This is a genomic window from Arthrobacter sunyaminii, from assembly GCF_018866305.1.
GTDB lineage: Bacteria > Actinomycetota > Actinomycetes > Actinomycetales > Micrococcaceae > Arthrobacter_B > Arthrobacter_B sunyaminii.
This window is the reverse complement of record NZ_CP076456.1, coordinates 673,162-694,863: the sequence shown is the minus strand read 5'-3', so window position 1 is coordinate 694,863 and position 21,702 is coordinate 673,162. Positions and strand designations below refer to the sequence as shown.

Below are 21,702 nucleotides of genomic sequence, written 5' to 3'. Positions count from 1 at the left end.
TCCCCCGCCGCCGCCATGACAGCAGGAGCCGGCCGCTTCGCTCCCAGCCCCTCCGGGGATCTCCACGTCGGCAACCTCCGCACCGCCGTGCTGGCCTGGCTGTTTGCGCGCTCTTCCGGACGCGGGTTCCTGCTGCGAGTGGAAGACCTGGATCCCGAGCGTTCGCGGACGGAAGCTGCGCAGCTGCGGGATCTCACCGCCCTCGGGCTCTCCTGGGATGCCGTTCCGGTGCGGCAGTCCGAGCGCACCGGGTATTACCTGGCGGCCATCGACCGGCTGTCCGAAGCCGGAAGGGTTTATGAGTGCTTCTGCACCCGCAGCGAAATCGCCGACGCGCCGCGGGCCCCTCATGCACCGCCCGGTGCCTACCCCGGAACCTGCCGGAACCTCACGGAAGAGGAACGGGCACGACGACGCCGGGACCGGCCCGCCGCTCTCCGCCTGCGTGCCGACGCAGAGCAGTACACCGTGAAGGATTTGCTGCACGGCACGTTTACGGGGCCGGTGGATGACATGGTGCTGCTGCGCAACGACGGTGTGCCGCCGTACAACCTGGCCGTGGTCATCGACGACGCCGCCCAGGGCATTGACCAGGTGGTCCGCGGCGGCGATTTGCTCACTTCCGCTCCCCGGCAGGCCTACCTCGCCTCACTGCTTGGCCTGCCCGAAGTGGTGTATGCGCATGTGCCGCTGGTCCTGAACGGAGCCGGCCAGCGGCTGGCGAAGCGCGACGGCGCCATCACCCTGACGGCGCTGGCCGGCATCGGCATGGATTCGGATGACGTGCGGAACCTGATCCTGGCGTCCCTGAACCTGCCGCCGGGAACGCTGGAGAATGCACTGGATGCGTTTTCTCCGGCCTTGCTGCCGCGCGGACCGTGGGTATTCGACTCGCCGGGGTCTGTCCTGCCGGGCCTCTAGGCCCTGCCGAGATGAATGCCCAGTGCCAGGATGAACGCCGCCAGGCCGATGACCGCCACAATGGCCGCGTCCCGCCGATGGTGCAGCCACAGCCAGGAGGGCCGGTGGGTGAAGAAGGCATACAGGCCGGTCAGCAGCAGGATCAGCCCGGCCATGCCCACGTAGCCCGGCAGGCCGGAGGCCACCCCCTGCGCAATCACCAGCAGCAGCATGATCAGTCCGAAGACAAAGCTGCCCCAGTGGAAAGCGGGCTCGCCGCGGGGATGAGAACGCGATACCGAACTAGTCATGCTCCATTGTCCGGCGGGGGCCGGTGCCTGTGAATACCGGCGGGCACGGGCGGACTCGAAAAGTCTCCGACAAAAGTTTGCAGACCCGTTGACGTCGTCGGACCGCGGGCGTAGCTTCGTAATCAACCAACAGGTTGAACAACCAGTACCTTGATTACACAGAAGCTGACCAACGCCATGAACACTGACGAGGCAGATCTGGACCGGGCGTTTCTGGCCCTGGCCGATCCCGCCCGCCGCCGCATCATCGCCCGGTTGTCCCGGGGCCCGGCCACGGTCAACGAACTTGCGGAACCCTTCGAGATTTCCAAGCAGGCAGTCTCGAAGCATATTCAGGTCCTCGAGCAGGCACAGCTCGTCACGCGCAGCCGTGACGCCCAGCGCCGCCCCGTCCACCTGAATCCCGCGCGGTTGGAGGCGCTCACCGCCTGGATCGGCCAGTACCGGCTGGTCCGCGAGGAGCAGTTCCGCAGCCTTGATGCCGTGCTCAGCACAGAGACCGCTGTGAAAGGCGGCCAGCAGGCAAAGGAATTGCCATGACGAACGCACTGAAACTCAACGTCCCGGACGGGCTTCCGTTTATTGATTTCACCCGCGAGGTGGATTATCCCGTGGAGCAGGTCTTCCGGGCCTACGCCGAGCCGGACCTGGTGGTCCAGTGGCTTGGTCCGCGCGGCATGAAGATGGACATCAATCACTACGACTTCCGTACCGGCGGCTCCTACAGCTACATCCACACCGGGCCGGAGGGGGTCCCCTATGAATTCAGAGGCATCTTCCACACCGTGCGGGAGAACGAGTCCGCCATCCAAACTTTCGAATTCTCCGGGTACCCCGATGTCACCAGCCTGGAGTTCATGACCCTTGAGGCGCTCGACGGCGGCCGCACCCGGATCTCTGCCCATTCCGTTTACCCCTCCATGGAGGCACGGGACGGGATGGCGGCTTCCGGCATGGAATCCGGCGTCGCCGAGGGCTTTGACCGGATGGAGGAGCTACTCGCCCAGCTCCAGCCGGAAACGCTGCAGGGACGGGGCGCGTGATGAGCAACCCTCTGAACCTCAGCGCGCCGGCGGGCGAGCCCTCTATGGATTACTCCCGTGAATTCGATTTCCCGGTCAGCGACGTCTTCCGCGCCCATACCGACCCGGAGTTGTTCGCCCGGTGGATCGGACCGCAGGACCTCACCACCCGGATTGATGTCTTCGAACCGCGTACCGGCGGCGCCTACCGGTTTGTGCAGTGCCGGGGCGAGGACGAATACGCCTTCAGGGGTGCCTTCCACGCTCTGCGCCAGGACGACTTCGTGCTGCAGACCTTCGAATTCGAGGGTTACCCGGACGTGGTGACGTTGGAATACAGCACGTTCACCGAGCTGCCCGGCGGCAGGACACTGCTGACCGGCCGCTCCCTGTACCCGTCGGTTGAATCCCGGGACGAGTTCCTAGGCAACGGCATGGAAGAGGGCATGTCCTCCGGCTACAACCAGCTGGATGACCTTCTCGCGTCCCTCCCCACCGAAGCCCCGGAAGGGAGGGAGTAACCGTGGAGTGGACCCTCGAAGTAGTGCAGGTTCCGGTCACCGATCTGGACCGTGCCATTGCCTTCTACCGTGACCAGATGGGCTTCACCCTGGACCACCGCACAACTGCCGGCGACATGGATTTTGCCCAGCTGACGCCGCCGGGGTCGGGGTGTTCCATCGTGATCGGCAATCCGGCCCAGCAGCAGATGGAGCCCGGGGCGTTGCACGGAATGCAGCTCGTGGTCTCCGATGCGCGGGCGGCCCGCGAGGAGCTGCTGGGCCGCGGCGTGGAAGCGGGCGAGATTACCGTTTTCGACGAGCGCGACGGCGGCACCTTCTTCGGTTTCAGCGACCCGGACGGCAACAGCTGGATGGTCCAGGAAATGAAGGTCCGTGCCGAGCATCCGCTGATACCGCGCAAGGAGGTCACGCGAGAACAATAAACGTGAGAGCAGCCCAGACCGAGACAGCCGCAACGGTTGTCCACAGGATGATGGCTACTGCCTGCCAGAGCAGGACCCAACCGCGCGGAGTGCCGGCGGCAACGAGCATTGCAGAGGTGAACTGGGTCGGAATCGCCAGCGGGCCGAGGATGCTGGCCCCCGGGACACCGAACCGCACAAGCCACCTCTTGAACCGCTGCTGGCCCTTGGACTCAGGCTTCACGGAAACGGCCGGGAGCGTTTCCACCGATCCTCCGGCTGCCGCTGCCCCCGCCGCCACGGCGTGCACGGCTCGGCGTTCCACCACTGCGTGACGCGCCCGGGAACCGAGAAGGACCACCACAAGAACGCTGAGAAAGTTACCGGCCGCGGCGGCGATCGCGGCGATGATCACGTGCATTCCACCGACCACGCCGATAATGGCACCTCCCTCCCCCTCGACAAAAGGGACTGCCCCGGCCAGCGCCACGACAAGCGGCTGAATAATCTCGGGCACCTGGGCTGCCAGCTCGTGTAAATTGCTGACGAGACTCTCTATCGGGTTCATGACGGTTCCTGACTGCTGGTTGGCGTACCGGATATCTCCGGACGTTCCATCAGTAGAAACCGTGTTCCCGGAACAGGGTCAACCCCGGCGCAGAGGGCACTCTGCCTCCCGTGCAGACGCGGGGGATGCTGATCCATCGACACCTCGGCGTTAACGCACTTGACTGGTTTCTACGAACAACCTTCTTCCGCAGGCGTGGACCAACTGGCACAGAGGTGATGCGTGGAAAACCTGCAGGTGATCCTGGATCCGATGTGGGCGACGTACGTGGTGCTCGTGCTGGCCGTACTGGGCTTCATGACCAACCGGGTTCCGCTCGTGATCGTTGCCCTGTTTGTCCCGCTGGCGCTGTGGACGACCGGGGTGCTTCCGCTGACCGAAGCACTGCAGGGATTCAGCGATCCGGTTGTCCTGTTCATCGCCTTCCTGTTTGTCCTCAGCGACGCGCTCGATGCCACGGGCATCACTGCGTGGATCGGACAGCAGCTCGAGCGGCGCTCGTCGCTCCGCGGCGCCGGGCTGCTCCTGGCGGTCATGGCTGCCGCGGCCGCACTCTCCGCCGTGATCAGCATCAACGGTGCCGTTGCGGCGCTGCTGCCCGTCGCCGTCGTCGCCGCCGGACGGTCCGGCGTCGTTCCCTCACGCATGCTGATTCCACTGGCCTTTGCCGCCGGCGCGGGATCGCTGCTGACCCTGACGGGAACGCCGGTGAACATCATCGTCTCCGAAATGGCTGCCGAATCAGGCGGACGGGAGTTCGGCTACTTTGAGTTTGCGCTGGTGGGCCTGCCCCTCGTGGTGGTGACCGCGCTCGTGGTGGTGGCCTTCGGGGGACGCCTCCTGCCTCAGCGTTCCCCCGAGCGGCTCACGGCAAACACAGCCGACCCGCGCGAGCGGGTGCGGTCCTGGCAGGAGAGATACCCGGCCGACCTCGAGGCCGGACGGCTTTTCACCGGAGGTGAGGGTGTGGCCGAGGTTATCGTCGCGCCCCACTCGCGGCTGATCGGACGCACGGTTTTCCCCGGAGAGACCATCGGGGACGGGGACCTCGTGGTCATCGCCCTGCACCGCGGCGGCGCACCGCCGACCGGCCCCGAGGCCCCCGCACCAACGGGCGAACTCACCCTCCACACGGGCGACGGCGTGCTGATCCACGGGCCCTGGGATGCGCTGCACCGCTATACCGAGTCATCCGATGTGATCGCCGTCGAGCCGTCCCAAAGTCTCCAGCGGGGCGTTCCGCTCGGCCGCGGCTGGCGCCGCTGCCTCGCCGTGCTTGTCGGAACCATCGTCCTGCTGGCCACCGGCGTTGTTCCTCCGGTGATCGCGGGACTGCTCGCGGCAGGTGCCCTCGTGGTCCTGGGAGTGGTCTCCGTGCCCCAGGGATTCCGTGCCGTCTCGTGGGACACCGTCATCCTTATTGCGGGGCTCATACCGCTCTCGAATGCGTTCGTCTCATCGGGTGCGGCGGATGAAATCGCTTCGCTCGTCGACCGGCTCACGGGCGGAGGATCCCCTCACTTCGCCCTCCTCGTCATCTGCGTGCTCACCCTCATCCTCAGCCAGTTCATCTCAAACGTGGCAACGGTGCTGGTGATGGCGCCCGTGGCGGTGTCCTTTGCCCAGTCGCTGGAGGTCAGTGTGCAGCCGTTCATGATGGCGCTGACTGTGGTGGGCGCCGCCGCCTTCCTCACCCCCATCGCCACGCCGGCGAACCTCATGGTGATGCAGCCGGGCGGCTACCGTTTTGGAGACTATTGGCGGCTGGGGCTGCCGCTGGCCCTCGTTTTCCTCGCGGCCGGCGTGTTCTACGTGCCGCTGATCTGGCCGTTCTGACTTGCCTGGCCCTTCTGACTTGCCTGGTCCTGCTGACTTGCCTGGCGCTTCTGAGCCTGCACCCGTTCGGCGGCCAGGACGCCCGCCCGCATCATCACATCCAGCTGGGCCGGGTTGTACAACTCGGCCAGGATGTCCCCCACTGTCTTTGTGGTGAAGTGGGCGTCATCGGATTGCAGTGATGCCGGGTTGCCCAACCACGGGTAATCGGTCATGTTCCGCGCCAGAACCTCGGCCATCCTTCCGGCCAGCTCCTGCCGGGTCTCCTCGTCAGCATCGGCCGGCAGCCGGTCAATGTCAGGGCCGGTGTCATCGGTTTCATCCGCCGTCATCTCCAGTACATCGGTCAATGTCTCCCCGTCGTACAGGTGGCTCATCAGGTGGATCACCGCGTTGTCGTTTTCCGACAAACGGGAGGCAACGGCTTCAAATCCTGCGGGAACGTCCGCCGGCGCCCGGTGCGCGATGATCGCTGCAATATGGGCCCGTGCCTCCTGCAGGCGTTCGATGCTTTTCTTCAGCTCAGCGTCAATGTCATGCAGGACATCCGGTGTGCTGCCGGATCTGGTGCCCACCTCGTGCATCTGCGACAACGGCACGCCGAGCTCCGCAAGACGCCGGATGCGCAGAAGACTTACCAGGTGACGGCCTTCATACTGCTTGTAGCCGTTATACCGCCGGTCAGGCTCCTCGAGCAGACCCAGCCGATGGTAGTGCCGGATGGTGTTCACGGTTGTCTTCGCCAGCTCAGCCAGTTCGCGGGTGCTCCACGCCATCCGATCCCCTTCCCGAGCCACGACAGTCAAAGAATACCCGCCCGAGACAGCTCAGCCGAGTGTGAGGCTAGGCCAGGGCGTCCGCAAACCAGCCGGTAATGGTGGTGGGGTGCGTGATGGCGGTGCCGACGACGACGGCGAATGCGCCGGCGTCCAGGCATGCCCGGGCCTGCGCCGGGGAATGGATGCGGCCCTCGGCGATCAGCGGCCGGCCCAGGTCCAGAGCGGCGATCTCGGCGATCAGGTCCAGGTCCGGGCCGTCGGTTTTGGGCCGCTCCCCCGTGTAGCCGGCCAGGGTGGTGCCGATCAGGTCGGCCCCGGCCTCGGCGGCGGCTTTGGCGTCCAGGGCGGAACCGCAGTCGGCCATCACCAGCGCGCCGGTCTGCTCATGCAGCGCAGAGATGGTTTCAGCCAGGGAACGGCCGTCCGGGCGGGGCCGGCGGGTGCCGTCAATCGCCACGACGTCCGACCCGGCAGCCACACAGGCCAGGGCGTGCTCCAGCGTGGGGGTGATGAACACGCCGTCCTTACCGTCCTTCCAAAGGCCGATCATCGGAACGTCCACCGCGGCACGGGTCTGTTCCAGGTCGGAGATGCCCTGGATCCGGACCGCGGCGGCTCCGCCGATCACCGCGGCCTGCGCCATCTGCGCCATGGTGCGGGGATCGCGCAGGGGTTCGCCCGGATAGGCCTGGCAGGAAACGATCAGCCGGGAGGCCAGAACGGAAAGGTCAAACATGGTGGTGCTCCTGTGGTGCGTTGAGTTCGGCGGAAAGACGGTTGTAGGCGAACCTTGCGGCTCCCACGATGGCAGCGCCGGAGCCGAGGGCCGCCGGAACCACGGGAAGATCCGCCAGCGGGTCCATCAGCTCGGCGTGCAGCGCGGCCCGGAACGGCGTCCACCACAGGTCACCGGCTCCGGCCACCCCGCCGCCGACCACGACGACGGACGGATCCAGCATGTTGGCGAGCCCGCCCACGGCCTGTCCGGCGGCTGTTGCTCCCGTGGTCAGGGCACGAAGGGCCAGCGGCTCCCCGGCGGCAGCCCGCACGGCAACATCCACGGCAGAAACGGGATCCGCGGCGCCGTCCCCGCCGGCGAGCCGCCGGTAGAGCAGGGCGATGGACGGTCCGGAGGCAATGGCCTCCACATGCCCGGCCCGTCCGCAGCTGCATGGCAGCGGACGGCCGCCGTCGTCGTACGCCAAGGGCGATGCCAGATGCCCCGCGTGCCCGGCCACGGCACGTGCGCCCAGGTGCGGCGCACCGGCCAGGATCAGGGAGCCGCCCACGCCGGTGCCCACAGCCACCAGCAGGCTGGAGTCCGCGCCGGCCGAGGCGCCCACCCAGTGTTCGCCCAGGTTGTGGGCATGCACATCATTGACTGCGAAGGCCGGCAGCCCGGATTGCTCGGCGACATGCGCCGCCAGCGGAGTGCCCGCCCAGCCGGTGAGCGAATCGGTGGCTGATACCACCGACCCGTCCAAGGTGTTGATCACACCGGCCGAGCCGATGCCCACCGCCACCGGCTCCAGCCCCGCAGCGCGGGCCTGTTCCAGCATGCCCGCAACGAGCCCGACGGCGGTGGCCAGGATCGCCGCCGCTCCGGCGGTCGCGGGGGTGGGCCGGGATCCGGAGGCGTGCACCGTGCCGTCTTCGTCAACAACGCCGGCGGCCGTCTTGGTGCCGCCCAGGTCCACCCCGATGACGCAGCGCCGGGCCGGGGAAAGCAGTGTGCCGGAAGGCATGGCTAGATCAGGCCGTTGCGCTCAAGGATGGTGCGGATGGCTGCTGTTTCCGCGTCGTTGAGGCTCAGCATCGGCGCGGACATGATGTTGGTGTCGATGACACCCATCAGCATGAGCGCGGTCTTGAAGGCGCCCAGGCCGGCGGCGCCGCCCGAAACCCGGCCCGGTGTGGGCGTGTAGACAATGTTGAAGACGTCGGCCAGGCGGTCCTGTTCCGCGGCAGCCTTGACGAAATCTCCGTCCGCGGCGGCGTCGAACAGCCGGCGGTAGCCCGCCGGGTCCACGTTGCCCAGACCGGGCACCACGCCGTCTGCCCCGCCGAGCAGGGCGCCGTCCACCACCACTTCGTGGCCCGTGAAGATGGAGAAGTTGTCGATGCCGCGGGCGGCGAGGACAAGCTGGCGGAAGGACACATCGTCGCCGGAGGAATCCTTGACGCCGGCGATGACTTGGTCCCGGCCCAGCTGGATCAGCAGGTTCAGCGGCAGCTTGAAGTGGGTGCGGACCGGCACGTCATAGGCGAAGAGCGGCACGTCCAGGGCGGCGTGGATGCTGCGGAAGTGGGTGTCGGTTTCCTGCACGTTGGGGATGGCGTAGAACGGGGACGTCACCACCAGGGCGTCGGCGCCCAGGCCCACCATTTTCCGGCCCTCCTCGATGACGCGGTTGGTGGTCTGCTCGCACGCCCCGACGATCAGCGGGACCTGGCCGGCATTGACTCCGGCAATGGTGGTGACCACCAGTTCCCGCTCGTCGTTGGTCATGTACGGCACCTCGGCGGAGGAGCCGAGGACGAACAGGCCGTGCACGCCGCCCTCCAGCAGGTGCTTGGTGACCCGGGTCAGGGAGTGGGTGTCGATGCTGCCGTCCGCGGAACGCGGGGTGACGACGGGGGGAATGACGCCGGTGAACTGGCGGATGGGCTGAGAGGCCACAGATATCTCCAAGGTGCTGGTAATGGGTTGGTGCAGTGGAACAAGGTGGTGCAGTGAAACAAGGTGGTGCAGTGAAACAGGGTAAAAATCAGGGGTGCAGCAGGCTGGGCGCGGCGCCGAGCAGCTTGCGGGTGTAGTCGTCCTTCGGGCTGGCGAAGATGCCTTCGGCCGGTCCTTCTTCGACGATCCGGCCGTAGTACATGACGCAGATGCGGTCGGAAACATAGCGGACGGTCTGGATGTCATGGGAAATGAAGACCATGCCCAGGTTCAGTTCGCGCTTCAGGTCAGCCAGCAGGTTCAGCACCTGGGCCCGGACGGAAACGTCCAGCGCCGAGGTGGGCTCATCCGCCACGATCACCGCGGGATCCAGGGCCAGGGCCCGGGCGATGGCCACGCGCTGCCGCTGTCCGCCGGAGACCTGGTGCGGGGTCACCTCGGCCGCGGTGTAGGGCAGGCCCACCAGCGCTAGCAGGTCCTTGACCTTGGCCGCACGGGAGCGGGCGTCTCCGATGCCGTGGACCTGCAGCGGATCCGTGAGGATGTCCTGGATGGTCATCCGCGGATTCAACGCGGTGGACGGATCCTGGAAAACGACGGCGACGTCCTGGCCGAAGCGCTTCCGTTCCGCGGCGCGGCGGATGCTGATCGGTTGCCCGTGGAACAGGACCTCCCCCGCCGTGGGCTGCTGCAGCCCCACCAGGACCGAGGCCAGGGTGGACTTGCCGCAGCCGGACTCCCCCACCACGCCCACGGTTTCCCCGCGGCGTACGGTGAAGTCCACGCCGTCCACGGCCTTGACGATGTTGGGGCGGAAGATGGATCCGGTGCGGGTGCGGTGATGGACCTTGAGGCCGCGCAGTTCCAGGACCGGTGTGGTCCGGGCGGGCGCCTCGGTGCTCATGGAATCGGTGCTCATGCTTGTCCTTCGGCACTGGTGCCGGCGGCGGCCAGGGTGGCGCCGTCGTCGTTGTGGCAATCTGTCAGGTGGCTGGCCCAGTAGTGCTCGCCCTCGCCCACGCGGACAAAGGACAGGACCTGGTTCGGATCGGCGTCCGGACGCAGGGAGCGTTCGGCGAACCGGTCTCCGGCGGCGAATTCGCGCGGCGAGGGAACCGTGCCCTGGATCTGGTGCAGCCGGTCGGCGTCGGATTCGATGGACAGCACGGCGCCGAGCAGGCCGCGGGTGTACTCGTGGTGCGGGTTGCGCATCAGTTCGGAGGCGCCGGCGGATTCCACCACCTGGCCGGCGTACATGACCGTGATCCGGTGTGCCAGGGATGCCACCAGGGCCAGGTCGTGGCTGACGAAGACCATGGCGAAACCGAGTTCCTCGCGCAGTTCGTTGAGCAGGTCCACCACCTGTTTCTGGACGGTGACGTCAAGGGCGGTGGTCGGCTCGTCCGCGACGATGATCTTCGGCGACCGGGACAGTGCCATGGCCACGAGCACGCGCTGGCGCTGTCCGCCGGACAGCTCATGCGGATAGCTCTTGAGCGTCCGCTCCGGATCCAGTTTCACCAGTTCCAGCAGTTCGCGGGGAGACTTGCGGCCGTTGCGGCGGGTGAGCTGCAGCAGCTGGTCCTTGATCAGCATGGAAGGGTTGAGCGAGCTCAGCGCGTCCTGGTAGACCATGGCGATCTGCTCGCCGCGCAGGCCGCGGTAGCGCTGGTCGCGTTCGCGCTTGTCGTTGGTCAGCAGTTCCTTGCCGTTGAACGTAATGGATCCGCTGAGCACCGCGGTGGGCGGCAGCAGTCCCATGATGGCCAGGGACGTGATGGACTTTCCGCAGCCGGACTCTCCCACCAGGCCCATGGTTTCGCCCTCGCGGACGGTGAAGCTGACCCGGTCCACAATGGCGGTGTCGCCGTAGCGGCCCGGGAAGCGGATGGACAGGTCCTTCACCTCGAGGATCACCGGCGCGTCGGTGCCGACGGCGGGCAGCCGGTCGGTTCGGCGGTTCTCCACGGCGGCGAGCAGCTGCAGTTCCTCGGCCAGGGCGGCCAGCGAACCGGGCTGGTTGATGAGGGTTCCGGCTGTGGTTTCCTCCACCACGGTTCCTTCGGTATCCGCGGACGGGGTTACGACGGCGGCGGCAGGCGCGGGAACGACGGCGGAGGGAACAGCGGCTGCGGCAGTGGCGACCTTCACTGTGCTGTCCTTCGCTGTGCTGTCCTTCAACAGGACTTCCTTCACCGGTGCGGCCCGGCGCGGACGCGGGTTGACCATGGCGTCGGTGAGGCCCTCGGCCAGGATGTTCAGGGCCAGGACGGTGAGCAGGATGGCGATGCCGCCAAACGTCGTCGGCCACCAGGCGCCGCTGAAGACCACGTTGCGGCCGTCGGCCATCACGTTGCCCCAGGAAGCGGACGGCGGCTGGACGCCGGCGCCGAGGAAGGACAGCGATGCCTCGAGGATGATGGCGTCAGCCACCATCACCGTGGCAAAGACGAGCACGGGAGCCGCGGTGTTGCGCACCACGTGCCTGGTCAGGATGAACAGGCGGCCGGCGCCGATCACGCGTTCGGCGCGGACATAGTCCTCCCCGTACTGGGCCAGCACGTTGGCACGGACCACCCGGGCCAGCTGCGGCGTGTAGACAATGGCGATGGCGAAGATGATCACCGGAACGGTGGACCCGAAGAGGGCGACCGAATAGTCCTTGAGCGCGAAGAGCAGTGCGGCGGCCAGAGCGATGCCGGGGAACGCCATCATGATGTCCAGGACCCGCATGATGCCTTCGTTGACCGCTTTCCGGGAGGTCGCGGCCAGGGCTCCGAGGACGGCGCCCAGGACCACGGCCACAAGCACTGACCCGAGGCCGATCGCGGCCGACACCCGGGCACCGTACAGCAGCCGGGAAAACACGTCGTAGCTGTTTCCGTCGGTGCCCATCAGGTGCTCTCCGCCGGGAGGAAGCACCGGGGCACTGGATTCGTTCTCGCCGAAGGGGGCAAGCATAGGCCCGGTGACGGCGATGAACGCCACCAGGACCAGGAACCCCAGGGCGAGCTTGGAGCTGAGTTTCAGGGAGGTGAAGCGGGCGCCGGAAGTGGCGAGCCGTTCAGCGAGTCCGTTGCGCATGGTTATACCGTCCGGATCCGGGGATTGATGAGTACGTAGAGGACATCCACCAGGATGTTGACGACGACGAAGGCCACTGCAATGGTCAGCACCGCACCTTGGACGAGGTTGGTGTCGGAGGTGTTGAGCCCGACAATAATCAGGTCTCCCATGCCGTTGAGGTTGAAGATTTTCTCGATCACCACCGCGCCGCCGAGCAGGTATCCGATGCGCAGGCCCAGGACGGTAACCGGGGTCACCAGGGCGTTGCGCAGCACGTTCCGGGCCACGACGGTCCGGTACGGAACTCCGTTGCCGATGGCCGTGCGCACGTAGTCGCGGTCCAGCTCCTCGACCATGGAGGTCCGCACCACCCGGATGAGGGATGCGGAAACCGGCAGGCCCAGGGCCAGCGCGGGCAGGGCCATGGAGTACATCCAGCCGACAAAGCCGTACTGATCGGCCCAGTCCAGTCCGCCGGTGGGGAAGATCGAGCCCGCCGGCAGCGCAAACCACTGGATGAGCAGGATCGCGAGCCAGAACGAGGGCGTCGCGATGGCCGCAATCGAGAAGACGCGGATGGCCTGGTCGGGCCAGCGGTCACGGTACAGGGCGCTGGTCACGCCCAGCACCAGGGCCAGGAACACGGCCAGCAGGATGCCCAGCAGGGTCAGCTGCAGGGTGACCGGGAATGCCGAGGCAATCTTGGAGGCCACCGATTCCTCGGGCGGGTTGGTGAAGCCAAAGTCCAGCCGCACCACGCCGCCCAGATAGCGCAGGAACTGCACCAGCAGGGAGTCGTTCAGGCCGCGGTCCTCGCGGAAGGCGTCTTTGGCTTCTTCACTGGCGTTTTCGCCCAGGACGGCCGTGGCGCGGTCCGCCGGGATCACGGACAGAACGATAAAGACCATGATGGTCACGCCGAGCAGCATGAACGGCAGAGCTGCCAGCCTGCGGCCCAGCAGGCGCAAAAGTGTTGCCATGTTTTATTTCTCCAAGTGGTGCGGGGCCGCCCTGCCGGAGGAGGGCGTCTGGGGGATGTCCCTCATCCGGCAGGGCGGGTCTTACTTCCGTCCGACGCCGACGAAGGAGAGACCGGTGGTCGGAAGCGGCGCGAAGCCGTCGAGTGTGCTGCTGTCCCACGCGGTGGGAAGCTGCCGGTGGAACAGCGGGTACAGCGGAACCTCTTCGGCAACAATGTCGACGACGGCGGCGTGCAGCTTTTTCGCTTCGGCCGGGTCCATTTGGACTGCTTCGTCCAGCTTTGCCTGGACCTCCGCGTACTCCGGGGTGCCGGACCAGGCCATGCGGTTCTTCGCCCAGGTGTCGCCGCGGTAGAACCAGCTCAGCAGCAGGTCGCCGTCGTTGCCGAAGACGGAGGGATCGCCCGGAGCAACCAGGACGTCAAAGTTCTGGCCGCCCACCTTCTCCGGAGCGTAGACCGCCGCCGACTGCAGGGGTTCCAGCGTGGTGGTGATACCGATCGCGTCCCAGCTTTCCTTGATCAGCGGGGTCACCTTGGTAACCCAGCCGGCGTCGGTGGAAGTCAGCGTCACGGTCATGTTTTCCATCCCGGCTTCCTTGAGCAGGGCCTTGGCCTTCTCCGGGTCATAGCCGTAGACAGTGCCGGCCTCCGTGTAGGACGGGTGGCCCTTCTGGAAGTAGGAGGTTGCTGCGGCGGCGTTGCCCAGCAGTGCCTTGGAAATGATGTCCTCGGTGTTCGTGGCGTAATGCAGTGCCTGCCGTACCCGCTTGTCTGCAAACTTCTCCGAGGCGCAGTTGAACATCATGAACAGCAGGCCGAAGGACTGCACGGACTCCACATCCAGCTTGGCCTTGAGCTGGTCTACGTCCAGGTACGGAATGTCCTCAATGGCCTGGGTCCGGGACGGAACTGCTGCCACCCGTGCCGCAGGGTCAGCCAGCAGCAGCCAGGTCATATCGGTGACCTTGGCCGGGTAGGAACCGTTGTATTCCTCGAACTTCTTGAAGACAATCCGGTCTTCCTTGACCGCTGAGACAAACTTGTACGGTCCGCTGCCCACAGGCGCCAGATCGAAGGCCGCCTGGTTCGAGGCCAGGGCTTTGGGAACGATCTTGACCACGGAAATGCGCGGACCGAATTCGGCGAAGGGGTACTTCAGGGCGAACTTCACCGCGTCGCCGTCGGCGGTGACGGATGCGATAAAGGGGATGAAACCGGCAAACAGGGAGGCGTTGGCCGGGTCGAGCACGCGCTCAAAGGAGTAGACGACGTCGTCGACGGTGACGGGCTCGCCGTTGTGGAAGGTGGCCCCGTCACGGAGCGTGACGCGGTACGTGGTGTCGTCCACCTTTTCGGGTTCGGCTCCGGCCAGGGCCAGGTACGGCTTCCGGGTGGCCGGGTGCAGTTCCGTCAAGCCTTCGAAAATGTGGAGGTTGGCGGCCACCGGGGTGGCGCCGGTTGCGGTCATCGGGTCGAAGCCGGTGGAGAGGGAATAGGAAATGCCTGCCTCAATGGAGTCTGCTGCAGCGGCGCCGGTGCCGGTTGCAGCAGGAGCGCCGCCGGGGCTGCATGCAGCCAGGGAGCCGGCAAATGCCGAAGCGGTGCCCAGGACACCGGCAATGCGCAGAAAGTCGCGCCGGCTGGCGTTCCGGAGGAAGCCGGTGCTCTCGGAAGTTGTACTCATGAAGGTGCCTCACCATTCTGGTGTGATGCGGATATCGGACGTAGGACATCCCATGCGGGTTGAGTAGACTGTAAGCTGAATCACAAGATGCGGTCAAGCACACTGCCTCTGTGACTAAGTGGAGCTCCGGCCCGCCACACCCGGGCCAGCACTGTGACCAGGAACAGTGTGCTGCCGGCCTGCTCCAACAGGTGCACCATCTGTTGCCTGAACTGTGAAGATTTGCTCGATGACCTTGCCAAGGAGTGCCGATTTTGGTGAATGACACCACGCAGCCGCTTTCCACCGAAGACGCTCCCCTGCCGGCGCTCCCGGCCCGCGCGCCGGCCCGGCCGCCGCGCTTCAGCGCCCAGGCGCGGCTTGCTGCCCTGCAGAGCGACATCATGGACCTGATTCTGGACAGCAAGCTGCAGGCCGGAAGTCCGCTGCCCACTGAGGCTGAACTCTGCTCGGCACTGGGCGTTGGACGGAACACGCTGCGCGAATCCCTGAAAGTCCTCCAGGCCCTGGGCGTCGTGGAGATTAGGCACGGTTACGGCATGTTTGTCGCGCCCACCAACTTCGATGCCCTGACCGCCGGGCTGAGCTTCCGGGGGCGGTTATCACTGCGGCAGCAGGGCAAGGAGGCACTGGAACTGGTGGACGTCCGGCAGACACTGGAATCAGGATTGATCGGTCAGGCAATGACACTCATGACCCCTGAGCATCTGGCCGCCATCGAGGCCACCGTCGAGGAGATGGAATCCCTGGCTGATCAAGGCCAGGCCCTGGCTGCAGTGGACTCGGAATTTCACCGGCAGCTCTTTGAGCCGCTGGGCAACGAGTTGCTGACCCACCTCATGTCGGTATTTTGGGATGTTTACAGCCGGATCCATGCCGAAGCGGGAATGAAGGCCGCCAGCCTGCACGCCACCGCGCACATGCACCGCGAGATCTTCGAAGCGGTGCGCGTGGGAGACAAGGCGCTGGCGTCCGAACGGATCAACAGCCACTTTGACGGCATCCGCGAGGCTATTGCCGAACTGGTCAGCCGATGACCGCCTCGTATGCCGGAACTGCTGCAAAGGACCACGCCATGAAGGTTTTGACCAGAGAAAACCGGGGAGACGCCGGTGCCGCGGGAGCCGTCGTCGTTCGGGAGTGCGTGCAGGCCAAACCTGATGCGGTGCTGGGGTTTGCCACCGGGTCCTCCCCGCTGCCGCTCTACGACGCCCTGGCGGACTTCGGTCTGGACTTCTCCCGTGTGCGCGGATTTGCCCTGGACGAGTACATCGGGCTGCCGCCGGGAGATCCCCGCAGCTACGGTGCCGTGATCGACAGTGAAGTAGTGCAGCGGCTGGGCATGCGGCCCGGATCCGTGCTCCTACCCGATGTCGCAGCCGCGGACCTGGAAGCCGCCGCAGGGGAGTATGAGCAGGCCATCCGCGAGGCCGGCGGCGTGGATCTTCAGATTCTGGGTATCGGCCACAACGGCCACCTGGCGTTCAACGAGCCCGGTGCCGCCCTGGATTCCCGCACCCGGGTGGAGCAGCTCGCCGAACGGACCCGCCGTGCGAATGCCCGCTTCTTCGACTCCCCCGACCAGGTGCCCACCCGCTGCATGACCCAGGGAATCGGCACCATTTTGGATGCCCGGCAGCTGCTCCTGATCGCGCACGGCGCTGATAAAGCCGACATTATTGCGCGGGCGCTGCAGGGCCCCGTCACCCCGGATTGCCCGGCATCCGCTTTGCAGCTGCATCCGCGGGTCACGGTAATCCTTGACCAGGCTGCCGCCGCCGGGCTCCGCTGATGAAGCCGGTAAGCCACACCCGGCCGGTCACGGTGATTCGGGGCCGGGTGCTGCTGGAAAACGGCCTGGCGGAGGACAGTGCGGTTGCCGTGGCCGGGACCGAGATCCTTTACGCCGGTTCGGAAAACGGGCTGGACGCGGCACTGGCCGCAGCGGACCTTTCGTCTGAGCCCGCCGTCAATGACATCCGGCTTGCCCGGGGCCAGCTGGCCGTTCCCGGGCTGGTGGACCTGCACTGCCACGGCGGCTACGGCGTCGACTTCCCGTCTGCGGATGTCGCCGCCGCCCGCACCGCGCTGCACCGGATGCATGCCGCCGGAACCACCACCGTGTTGGCCAGCCTGGTCACCGCTGCGCCTGCGGATTTGCTGTCGGGCCTGGAGATGCTCTCCGGGCTGGCTGCGGCCGGCGATATTGCCGGCATCCATCTGGAAGGGCCGTTCCTCGCGGCCGCCCGCTGCGGCGCCCAGGACCCGCGCTGGCTGCGTTCCCCCGACCGCGAGTTTGCCGCCGCGTTGATCGCCGCCGGCAAAGGATATCTGCGCACCATGACGTATGCGCCGGAGCTTCCCGGCGCGGATGAACTGGTGGACCTGCTGACCTCGCATTCGGTGGTCCCGTCGCTGGGGCATACCGCCGCATCCGCGGACGACGCCGGTGCATCACTGGCGCGCGCGGCAGCCGGGCTCTCGACCCAGGCGGGCCGTGTCCCGACGGTCACGCATCTGTTCAACGGTATGGACCCCATCCACCACCGTGCTCCGGGTGCGGTGACGGCGGCACTGCGGGCGGCGCGGGCCGGGTCCGCCGTTGTGGAGCTGATCGCGGACAACACCCACCTGGATCCGTTTGTGGTGGCCTCGATGTTTGAACTTCTCGGTGCCGAGAACATTGTCCTCGTGACGGATGCGATGGCCGCTGCCGGGCTCGCCGATGGATCGTACCGCCTGGGCCCGGCCGAGGTACAGGTCCGGAACGGCGTGGCCCGGCTGGATTCCGGTTCCATCGCCGGCGGCACTGCCGGCATGCTGGACCTGGTCCGCAACTCCGTTGCTGCCGGCGTCCCCCTGGAATCCGCCCTGCGCTCGGCGTCCGAGGTTCCCGCCCGGGTGCTGGGCAAGGCTGGACAGATCGGGTCCCTCAGCGTCGGCGCGGCCGCCGACATCCTGCTGCTGGACGCCGATTTGCGCCTGCTCCGAGTGTTGCGCCGCGGCGTATGGATCTCTGAGGCGTAAACAGGGCTAAACGAGTGAGGCCCCGCCAACCAGGGCGGGGCCTTAAACAGTTGAGGCCCGTACCAAAAGGTACGGGCCTCAACCTCTCAACAAATATTGTCCGGCGGTGACCTACTCTCCCACACCCTCCCGGATGCAGTACCATCGGCGCAGTGGGTCTTAGCTTCCGGGTTCGGAATGGGACCGGGCGTTTCCCCCACGCTATGACCGCCGTAACCCTACCACCCACACCACCAGCCAAAATACTCCTGGTGGAGGGGAAAACAATGGGTCACAACCAAACACTCAAACAACAGTGCCTGTCATGAAAAAGTATCCACGCGTAAGAATGAACACTTCCTTAATTCTACGGCATCCCACCACCCATCACAGGTGATCGAATACCGGTTCCACGGTGACAAACCACACACGGGTTTGTTATCCGGGAACCACATAGTGGACGCAAGCAGCATGATCAACACAATCCTTCTTTGGCGGGAACGTTTGAAGTCGTTTCCTGCCCAGACTGTGGTGTGGTGTAAGTTATCGGCCTATTAGTACCGGTCAGCTTCACGGGTCTTTAGTCCCCGCTTCCACATCCGGCCTATCAACCCAGTGGTCTGGCTGGGGGCCTCTCACACACAAGGTGTATGGAAATCTCATCTCGAAGCGGGCTTCCCGCTTAGATGCTTTCAGCGGTTATCCCATCCGAACGTAGCTAATCAGCGGTGCACTTGGCAGTACAACTGACACACCAGAGGTTCGTCCGTCCCGGTCCTCTCGTACTAAGGACAGCCCTTCTCAAATTTCCTGCGCGCGCAGCGGATAGGGACCGAACTGTCTCACGACGTTCTAAACCCAGCTCGCGTACCGCTTTAATGGGCGAACAGCCCAACCCTTGGGACCTACTCCAGCCCCAGGATGCGACGAGCCGACATCGAGGTGCCAAACCATGCCGTCGATATGGACTCTTGGGCAAGATCAGCCTGTTATCCCCGAGGTACCTTTTATCCGTTGAGCGACGGCCATTCCACAATGTACCGCCGGATCACTAGTCCCGACTTTCGTCCCTGCTCGAGATGTCTCTCTCACAGTCAAGCTCCCTTGTGCACTTACACTCGCCACCTGATTGCCAACCAGGCTGAGGGAACCTTTGGGCGCCTCCGTTACTCTTTAGGAGGCAACCGCCCCAGTTAAACTACCCATCAGGCACTGTCCCTGACCCGGATTACGGGCCGAAGTTAGATATCCAGTATGACCAGAGTGGTATTTCAACGATGACTCCACCCGAACTGGCGTCCGGGTCTCACAGTCTCCCACCTATCCTACACAAGCCACACCGAACACCAATACCAAACTATAGTAAAGGTCTCGGGGTCTTTCCGTCCTGCTGCGCGTAACGAGCATCTTTACTCGTACTGCAATTTCGCCGAGTTTATGGTTGAGACAGCGGGGAAGTCGTTACTCCATTCGTGCAGGTCGGAACTTACCCGACAAGGAATTTCGCTACCTTAGGATGGTTATAGTTACCACCGCCGTTTACTGGGGCTTAAATTCCCAGCTTCGCCCGTAAGGGCTAACCGGTCCTCTTAACCTTCCAGCACCGGGCAGGAGTCAGTCCGTATACATCGTCTTGCGACTTCGCACGGACCTGTGTTTTTAGTAAACAGTCGCTTCCCCCTGGTCTCTGCGGCCCCGATCCCCTCCGGACAGCAAGTGTCCATCAAGGTTGGGGCCCCCCTTCTCCCGAAGTTACGGGGGCATTTTGCCGAGTTCCTTAACCATAATTCTCTCGATCGCCTTAGTATTCTCTACCTGATCACCTGTGTCGGTTTGGGGTACGGGCGGCTAAAACCTCGCGCCGATGCTTTTCTAGGCAGCATAGGATCACCGGATTCCCACCAAAGTGGGTCCCGTCAGATCTCAGGTGCGTCATCCAAGACACAGTGACGGATTTACCTATCACTGACCCTACATCCTTAGACCAGGACAACCATCGCCCGGCCCGGCTACCTTCCTGCGTCACACCTGTTAATACGCTTACCTCCCGGGATCAGGTCCCGCGCTCCACCAAAAACCGTGTCGCCACAAGGGCTAACGGTCAGGTATTGGGCGGTTAGTATCCCCCGATCAGTATTGGCGGTTTTTCGCCGGTACGGGAATATCAACCCGTTGTCCATCGACTACGCCTGTCGGCCTCGCCTTAGGTCCCGACTTACCCAGGGCAGATTAGCTTGACCCTGGAACCCTTGATCATTCGGCGGACGGGTTTCTCACCCGTCTTTCGCTACTCATGCCTGCATTCTCACTCGTGTAGGCTCCACCGCTGGTTTACACCGCGACTTCACTGCCCACACGACGCTCCCCTACCCATCCAAACGCTTGAACGAAAATGGATAAACCATCCGCTTGGCTAATATTTGAATGCCACAACTTCGGCGGTGTACTTGAGCCCCGCTACATTGTCGGCGCGGAATCACTTGACCAGTGAGCTATTACGCACTCTTTCAAGGATGGCTGCTTCTAAGCCAACCTCCTGGTTGTCTGAGCAACTCCACATCCTTTCCCACTTAGCACACGCTTAGGGGCCTTAGTTGGTGGTCTGGGCTGTTTCCCTCTCGACTATGAAGCTTATCCCCCACAGTCTCACTGCTGCGCTCTCACTTACCGGCATTCGGAGTTTGGCTGACGTCAGTAACCTTGTAGGGCCCATTAGCCATCCAGTAGCTCTACCTCCGGTAAGAAACACGCAACGCTGCACCTAAATGCATTTCGGGGAGAACCAGCTATCACGGAGTTTGATTGGCCTTTCACCCCTACCCACAGCTCATCCCCTCCATTTTCAACTGAAGTGGGTTCGGTCCTCCACGCGCTCTTACACGCGCTTCAACCTGGCCATGGGTAGATCACTCCGCTTCGGGTCTAGATCACGCCACTGCATCGCCCTGTTCAGACTCGCTTTCGCTACGGCTTCCCCTCACGGGTTAACCTCGCGACGTAACACTAACTCGCAGGCTCATTCTTCAAAAGGCACGCTGTCACAAGCACAACACCACAAGTGGCATCGCCCTGCTCCAACGGATTGTAGGCACACGGTTTCAGGTACTGTTTCACTCCCCTCCCGGGGTACTTTTCACCTTTCCCTCACGGTACTTGTCCGCTATCGGTCATCAGGGAGTATTTAGGCTTACCAGGTGGTCCTGGCAGATTCGCACGGGATTTCTCGGGCCCCGTGCTACTTGGGATCCTCTCCAAGCGGCAGCATACATTCCGGTTACGGGGCTAACACCCTCTACGGCCGGGCTTTCAAACCCGTTCACCTATGCATCTGCACTCACTTCACCAATCCGGCAGAATCGGTACGGAAAGTCCCGCAACCCCAGTGATGCAACGCCCGCCGGCTATCACACACCACTGGTTTAGCCTCTTCCGCGTTCGCTCGCCACTACTAACGGAATCACTGTTGTTTTCTCTTCCTGTGGGTACTGAGATGTTTCACTTCCCCACGTTCCCTCCACGCACCCTATGTGTTCAGATGCGGGTCACCCGGTCACTCGCGCGCCGGGCGGGGTTTCCCCATTCGGACATCCTGGGATCAACGCTCGGTTATCAACTCCCCCAGGCTTATCGCAGATTCCTACGTCCTTCTTCGGCTCCTGATGCCAAGGCATCCACCGTGTGCCCTTAAAAACTTGACCACAAAGATCAATAAATATTATCGCTATCGAGAAAACCATGGAGGCCGGTAAAACCGGTCACCAGGTTTATCTGAAATTGCACTTAATAATTTTAAGATGCTCGCGTCCACTATGTAGTTCTCAAACAACAACCCCGTCACACCCCGCCACCACCACGTATTCACCGTGGAAGTCTTGGGCCTGCGCAGGAACAATCAGAAACAACACGAACCCGTGTCCCTTCCAACCCCTCCAATGAAGGCTTG

19 protein-coding genes and 2 rRNA genes are annotated in these 21,702 nt (G+C 64.4%); 9 read left to right on the top strand and 12 right to left on the bottom strand.

Translation table 11 applies throughout. The features are described from left to right. Positions 1 to 15: 15 nt before the first annotated feature. Entirely contained in the window at positions 16 to 921 is a 906-nt protein-coding gene (gene gluQRS / locus KG104_RS03125; RefSeq protein ID WP_207347234.1) for a tRNA glutamyl-Q(34) synthetase GluQRS, read from the top strand. On the opposite strand, the gene KG104_RS03120 is transcribed toward gluQRS, so the two are convergent. Continuing rightward, positions 918 to 1,211 (bottom strand): hypothetical protein, encoded by a 294-nt coding sequence (locus tag KG104_RS03120; protein ID WP_104054906.1) that lies wholly within the window; start codon positions 1,209 to 1,211, stop codon positions 918 to 920. The genes gluQRS and KG104_RS03120 overlap by 4 nt on opposite strands. 177 nt (positions 1,212 to 1,388) lie before the next feature. On the opposite strand from KG104_RS03120, the gene KG104_RS03115 reads away from it, so the two are divergent. The 4 genes from KG104_RS03115 to KG104_RS03100 are packed head-to-tail and all read left to right on the top strand — an operon-like array spanning position 1,389 to position 3,179. Next, a complete protein-coding gene (locus KG104_RS03115; protein WP_104055459.1) occupies positions 1,389 to 1,751 on the top strand; it encodes an ArsR/SmtB family transcription factor in 363 nt (120 codons plus the stop codon). Beyond that, a complete protein-coding gene (locus KG104_RS03110) occupies positions 1,748 to 2,254 on the top strand; it encodes an SRPBCC family protein (protein ID WP_207347217.1) in 507 nt (168 codons plus the stop codon). Before KG104_RS03115 ends, KG104_RS03110 begins: the two co-directional genes overlap by 4 nt. Further along, positions 2,254 to 2,754, top strand: coding sequence for an SRPBCC family protein (locus KG104_RS03105; protein ID WP_207347216.1), 501 nt, complete (start codon positions 2,254 to 2,256; stop codon positions 2,752 to 2,754). The genes KG104_RS03110 and KG104_RS03105 overlap by 1 nt, the downstream gene beginning before the upstream one ends. Positions 2,755 to 2,756: 2 nt before the next feature. Then, on the top strand, positions 2,757 to 3,179 hold the full coding sequence (locus KG104_RS03100; RefSeq protein WP_207347215.1) for a VOC family protein: 423 nt from the start codon (positions 2,757 to 2,759) through the stop codon (positions 3,177 to 3,179). Here KG104_RS03100 and KG104_RS03095 read toward each other — a convergent pair. After that, positions 3,163 to 3,726 (bottom strand): small multidrug efflux protein, encoded by a 564-nt coding sequence (locus KG104_RS03095; RefSeq protein WP_207347214.1) that lies wholly within the window; start codon positions 3,724 to 3,726, stop codon positions 3,163 to 3,165. The genes KG104_RS03100 and KG104_RS03095 overlap by 17 nt on opposite strands. Before the next feature lie 222 nt (positions 3,727 to 3,948). On the opposite strand from KG104_RS03095, the gene KG104_RS03090 reads away from it, so the two are divergent. Then, positions 3,949 to 5,562, top strand: a complete 1,614-nt coding sequence (locus tag KG104_RS03090; protein WP_237688654.1) for an SLC13 family permease — start codon at positions 3,949 to 3,951, stop codon at positions 5,560 to 5,562. On the opposite strand, the gene KG104_RS03085 is transcribed toward KG104_RS03090, so the two are convergent. From KG104_RS03085 to KG104_RS03050, 8 genes are all read right to left on the bottom strand, one after another. Then, positions 5,535 to 6,338 (bottom strand): MerR family transcriptional regulator, encoded by an 804-nt coding sequence (locus KG104_RS03085; RefSeq protein ID WP_207347213.1) that lies wholly within the window; start codon positions 6,336 to 6,338, stop codon positions 5,535 to 5,537. The genes KG104_RS03090 and KG104_RS03085 overlap by 28 nt on opposite strands. A 67-nt stretch (positions 6,339 to 6,405) precedes the next feature. After that, positions 6,406 to 7,077 carry an N-acetylmannosamine-6-phosphate 2-epimerase gene (locus KG104_RS03080; RefSeq protein WP_207347212.1) on the bottom strand — a complete coding sequence of 224 codons (672 nt, stop codon included), beginning with the start codon at positions 7,075 to 7,077 and terminating at the stop codon, positions 6,406 to 6,408. Beyond that, entirely contained in the window at positions 7,070 to 8,086 is a 1,017-nt protein-coding gene (locus KG104_RS03075) for an ROK family protein (protein ID WP_207347211.1), read from the bottom strand. Before KG104_RS03075 ends, KG104_RS03080 begins: the two co-directional genes overlap by 8 nt. Positions 8,087 to 8,088: 2 nt before the next feature. Beyond that, the gene (locus KG104_RS03070) at positions 8,089 to 9,021 is read right to left on the bottom strand and encodes a dihydrodipicolinate synthase family protein (RefSeq protein ID WP_237688653.1); all 933 of its coding nucleotides are present in this window, start codon (positions 9,019 to 9,021) and stop codon (positions 8,089 to 8,091) included. A gap of 88 nt (positions 9,022 to 9,109) precedes the next feature. Then, positions 9,110 to 9,940, bottom strand: coding sequence for an ATP-binding cassette domain-containing protein (locus KG104_RS03065; protein ID WP_237686966.1), 831 nt, complete (start codon positions 9,938 to 9,940; stop codon positions 9,110 to 9,112). Beyond that, on the bottom strand, positions 9,937 to 12,105 hold the full coding sequence (locus KG104_RS03060) for a dipeptide/oligopeptide/nickel ABC transporter permease/ATP-binding protein (RefSeq protein ID WP_207347210.1): 2,169 nt from the start codon (positions 12,103 to 12,105) through the stop codon (positions 9,937 to 9,939). Before KG104_RS03060 ends, KG104_RS03065 begins: the two co-directional genes overlap by 4 nt. A 2-nt stretch (positions 12,106 to 12,107) precedes the next feature. Beyond that, positions 12,108 to 13,067 carry an ABC transporter permease gene (locus tag KG104_RS03055; protein WP_104054897.1) on the bottom strand — a complete coding sequence of 320 codons (960 nt, stop codon included), beginning with the start codon at positions 13,065 to 13,067 and terminating at the stop codon, positions 12,108 to 12,110. An 81-nt stretch (positions 13,068 to 13,148) separates the two neighbouring features. Beyond that, positions 13,149 to 14,753 (bottom strand): ABC transporter substrate-binding protein, encoded by a 1,605-nt coding sequence (locus KG104_RS03050; RefSeq protein WP_207347209.1) that lies wholly within the window; start codon positions 14,751 to 14,753, stop codon positions 13,149 to 13,151. Positions 14,754 to 15,052: 299 nt separating this feature from the next. Here KG104_RS03050 and KG104_RS03045 point away from each other — a divergent pair, with 299 nt between their 5' ends. From KG104_RS03045 to KG104_RS03035, 3 genes are read left to right on the top strand one after another with little or no spacing between them, the layout of a single operon-like run. Next, positions 15,053 to 15,790, top strand: coding sequence for a FadR/GntR family transcriptional regulator (locus tag KG104_RS03045; RefSeq protein WP_237686967.1), 738 nt, complete (start codon positions 15,053 to 15,055; stop codon positions 15,788 to 15,790). 38 nt (positions 15,791 to 15,828) lie between these two features. After that, positions 15,829 to 16,545: a glucosamine-6-phosphate deaminase gene (locus KG104_RS03040; protein ID WP_207347208.1), complete on the top strand. Its 717-nt coding sequence runs from the start codon at positions 15,829 to 15,831 to the stop codon at positions 16,543 to 16,545. Beyond that, positions 16,545 to 17,780: an N-acetylglucosamine-6-phosphate deacetylase gene (locus tag KG104_RS03035; protein WP_207347207.1), complete on the top strand. Its 1,236-nt coding sequence runs from the start codon at positions 16,545 to 16,547 to the stop codon at positions 17,778 to 17,780. Before KG104_RS03040 ends, KG104_RS03035 begins: the two co-directional genes overlap by 1 nt. A gap of 98 nt (positions 17,781 to 17,878) precedes the next feature. On the opposite strand, the gene rrf is transcribed toward KG104_RS03035, so the two are convergent. Both rrf and KG104_RS03025 read right to left on the bottom strand, forming a co-directional pair. Continuing rightward, a 5S ribosomal RNA gene (gene rrf, locus KG104_RS03030) occupies positions 17,879 to 17,995 on the bottom strand. Positions 17,996 to 18,292: 297 nt separating this feature from the next. Next, positions 18,293 to 21,457: ribosomal RNA gene (locus KG104_RS03025) — 23S ribosomal RNA — on the bottom strand. Between the last annotated feature and the right edge of the window lie 245 nt (positions 21,458 to 21,702).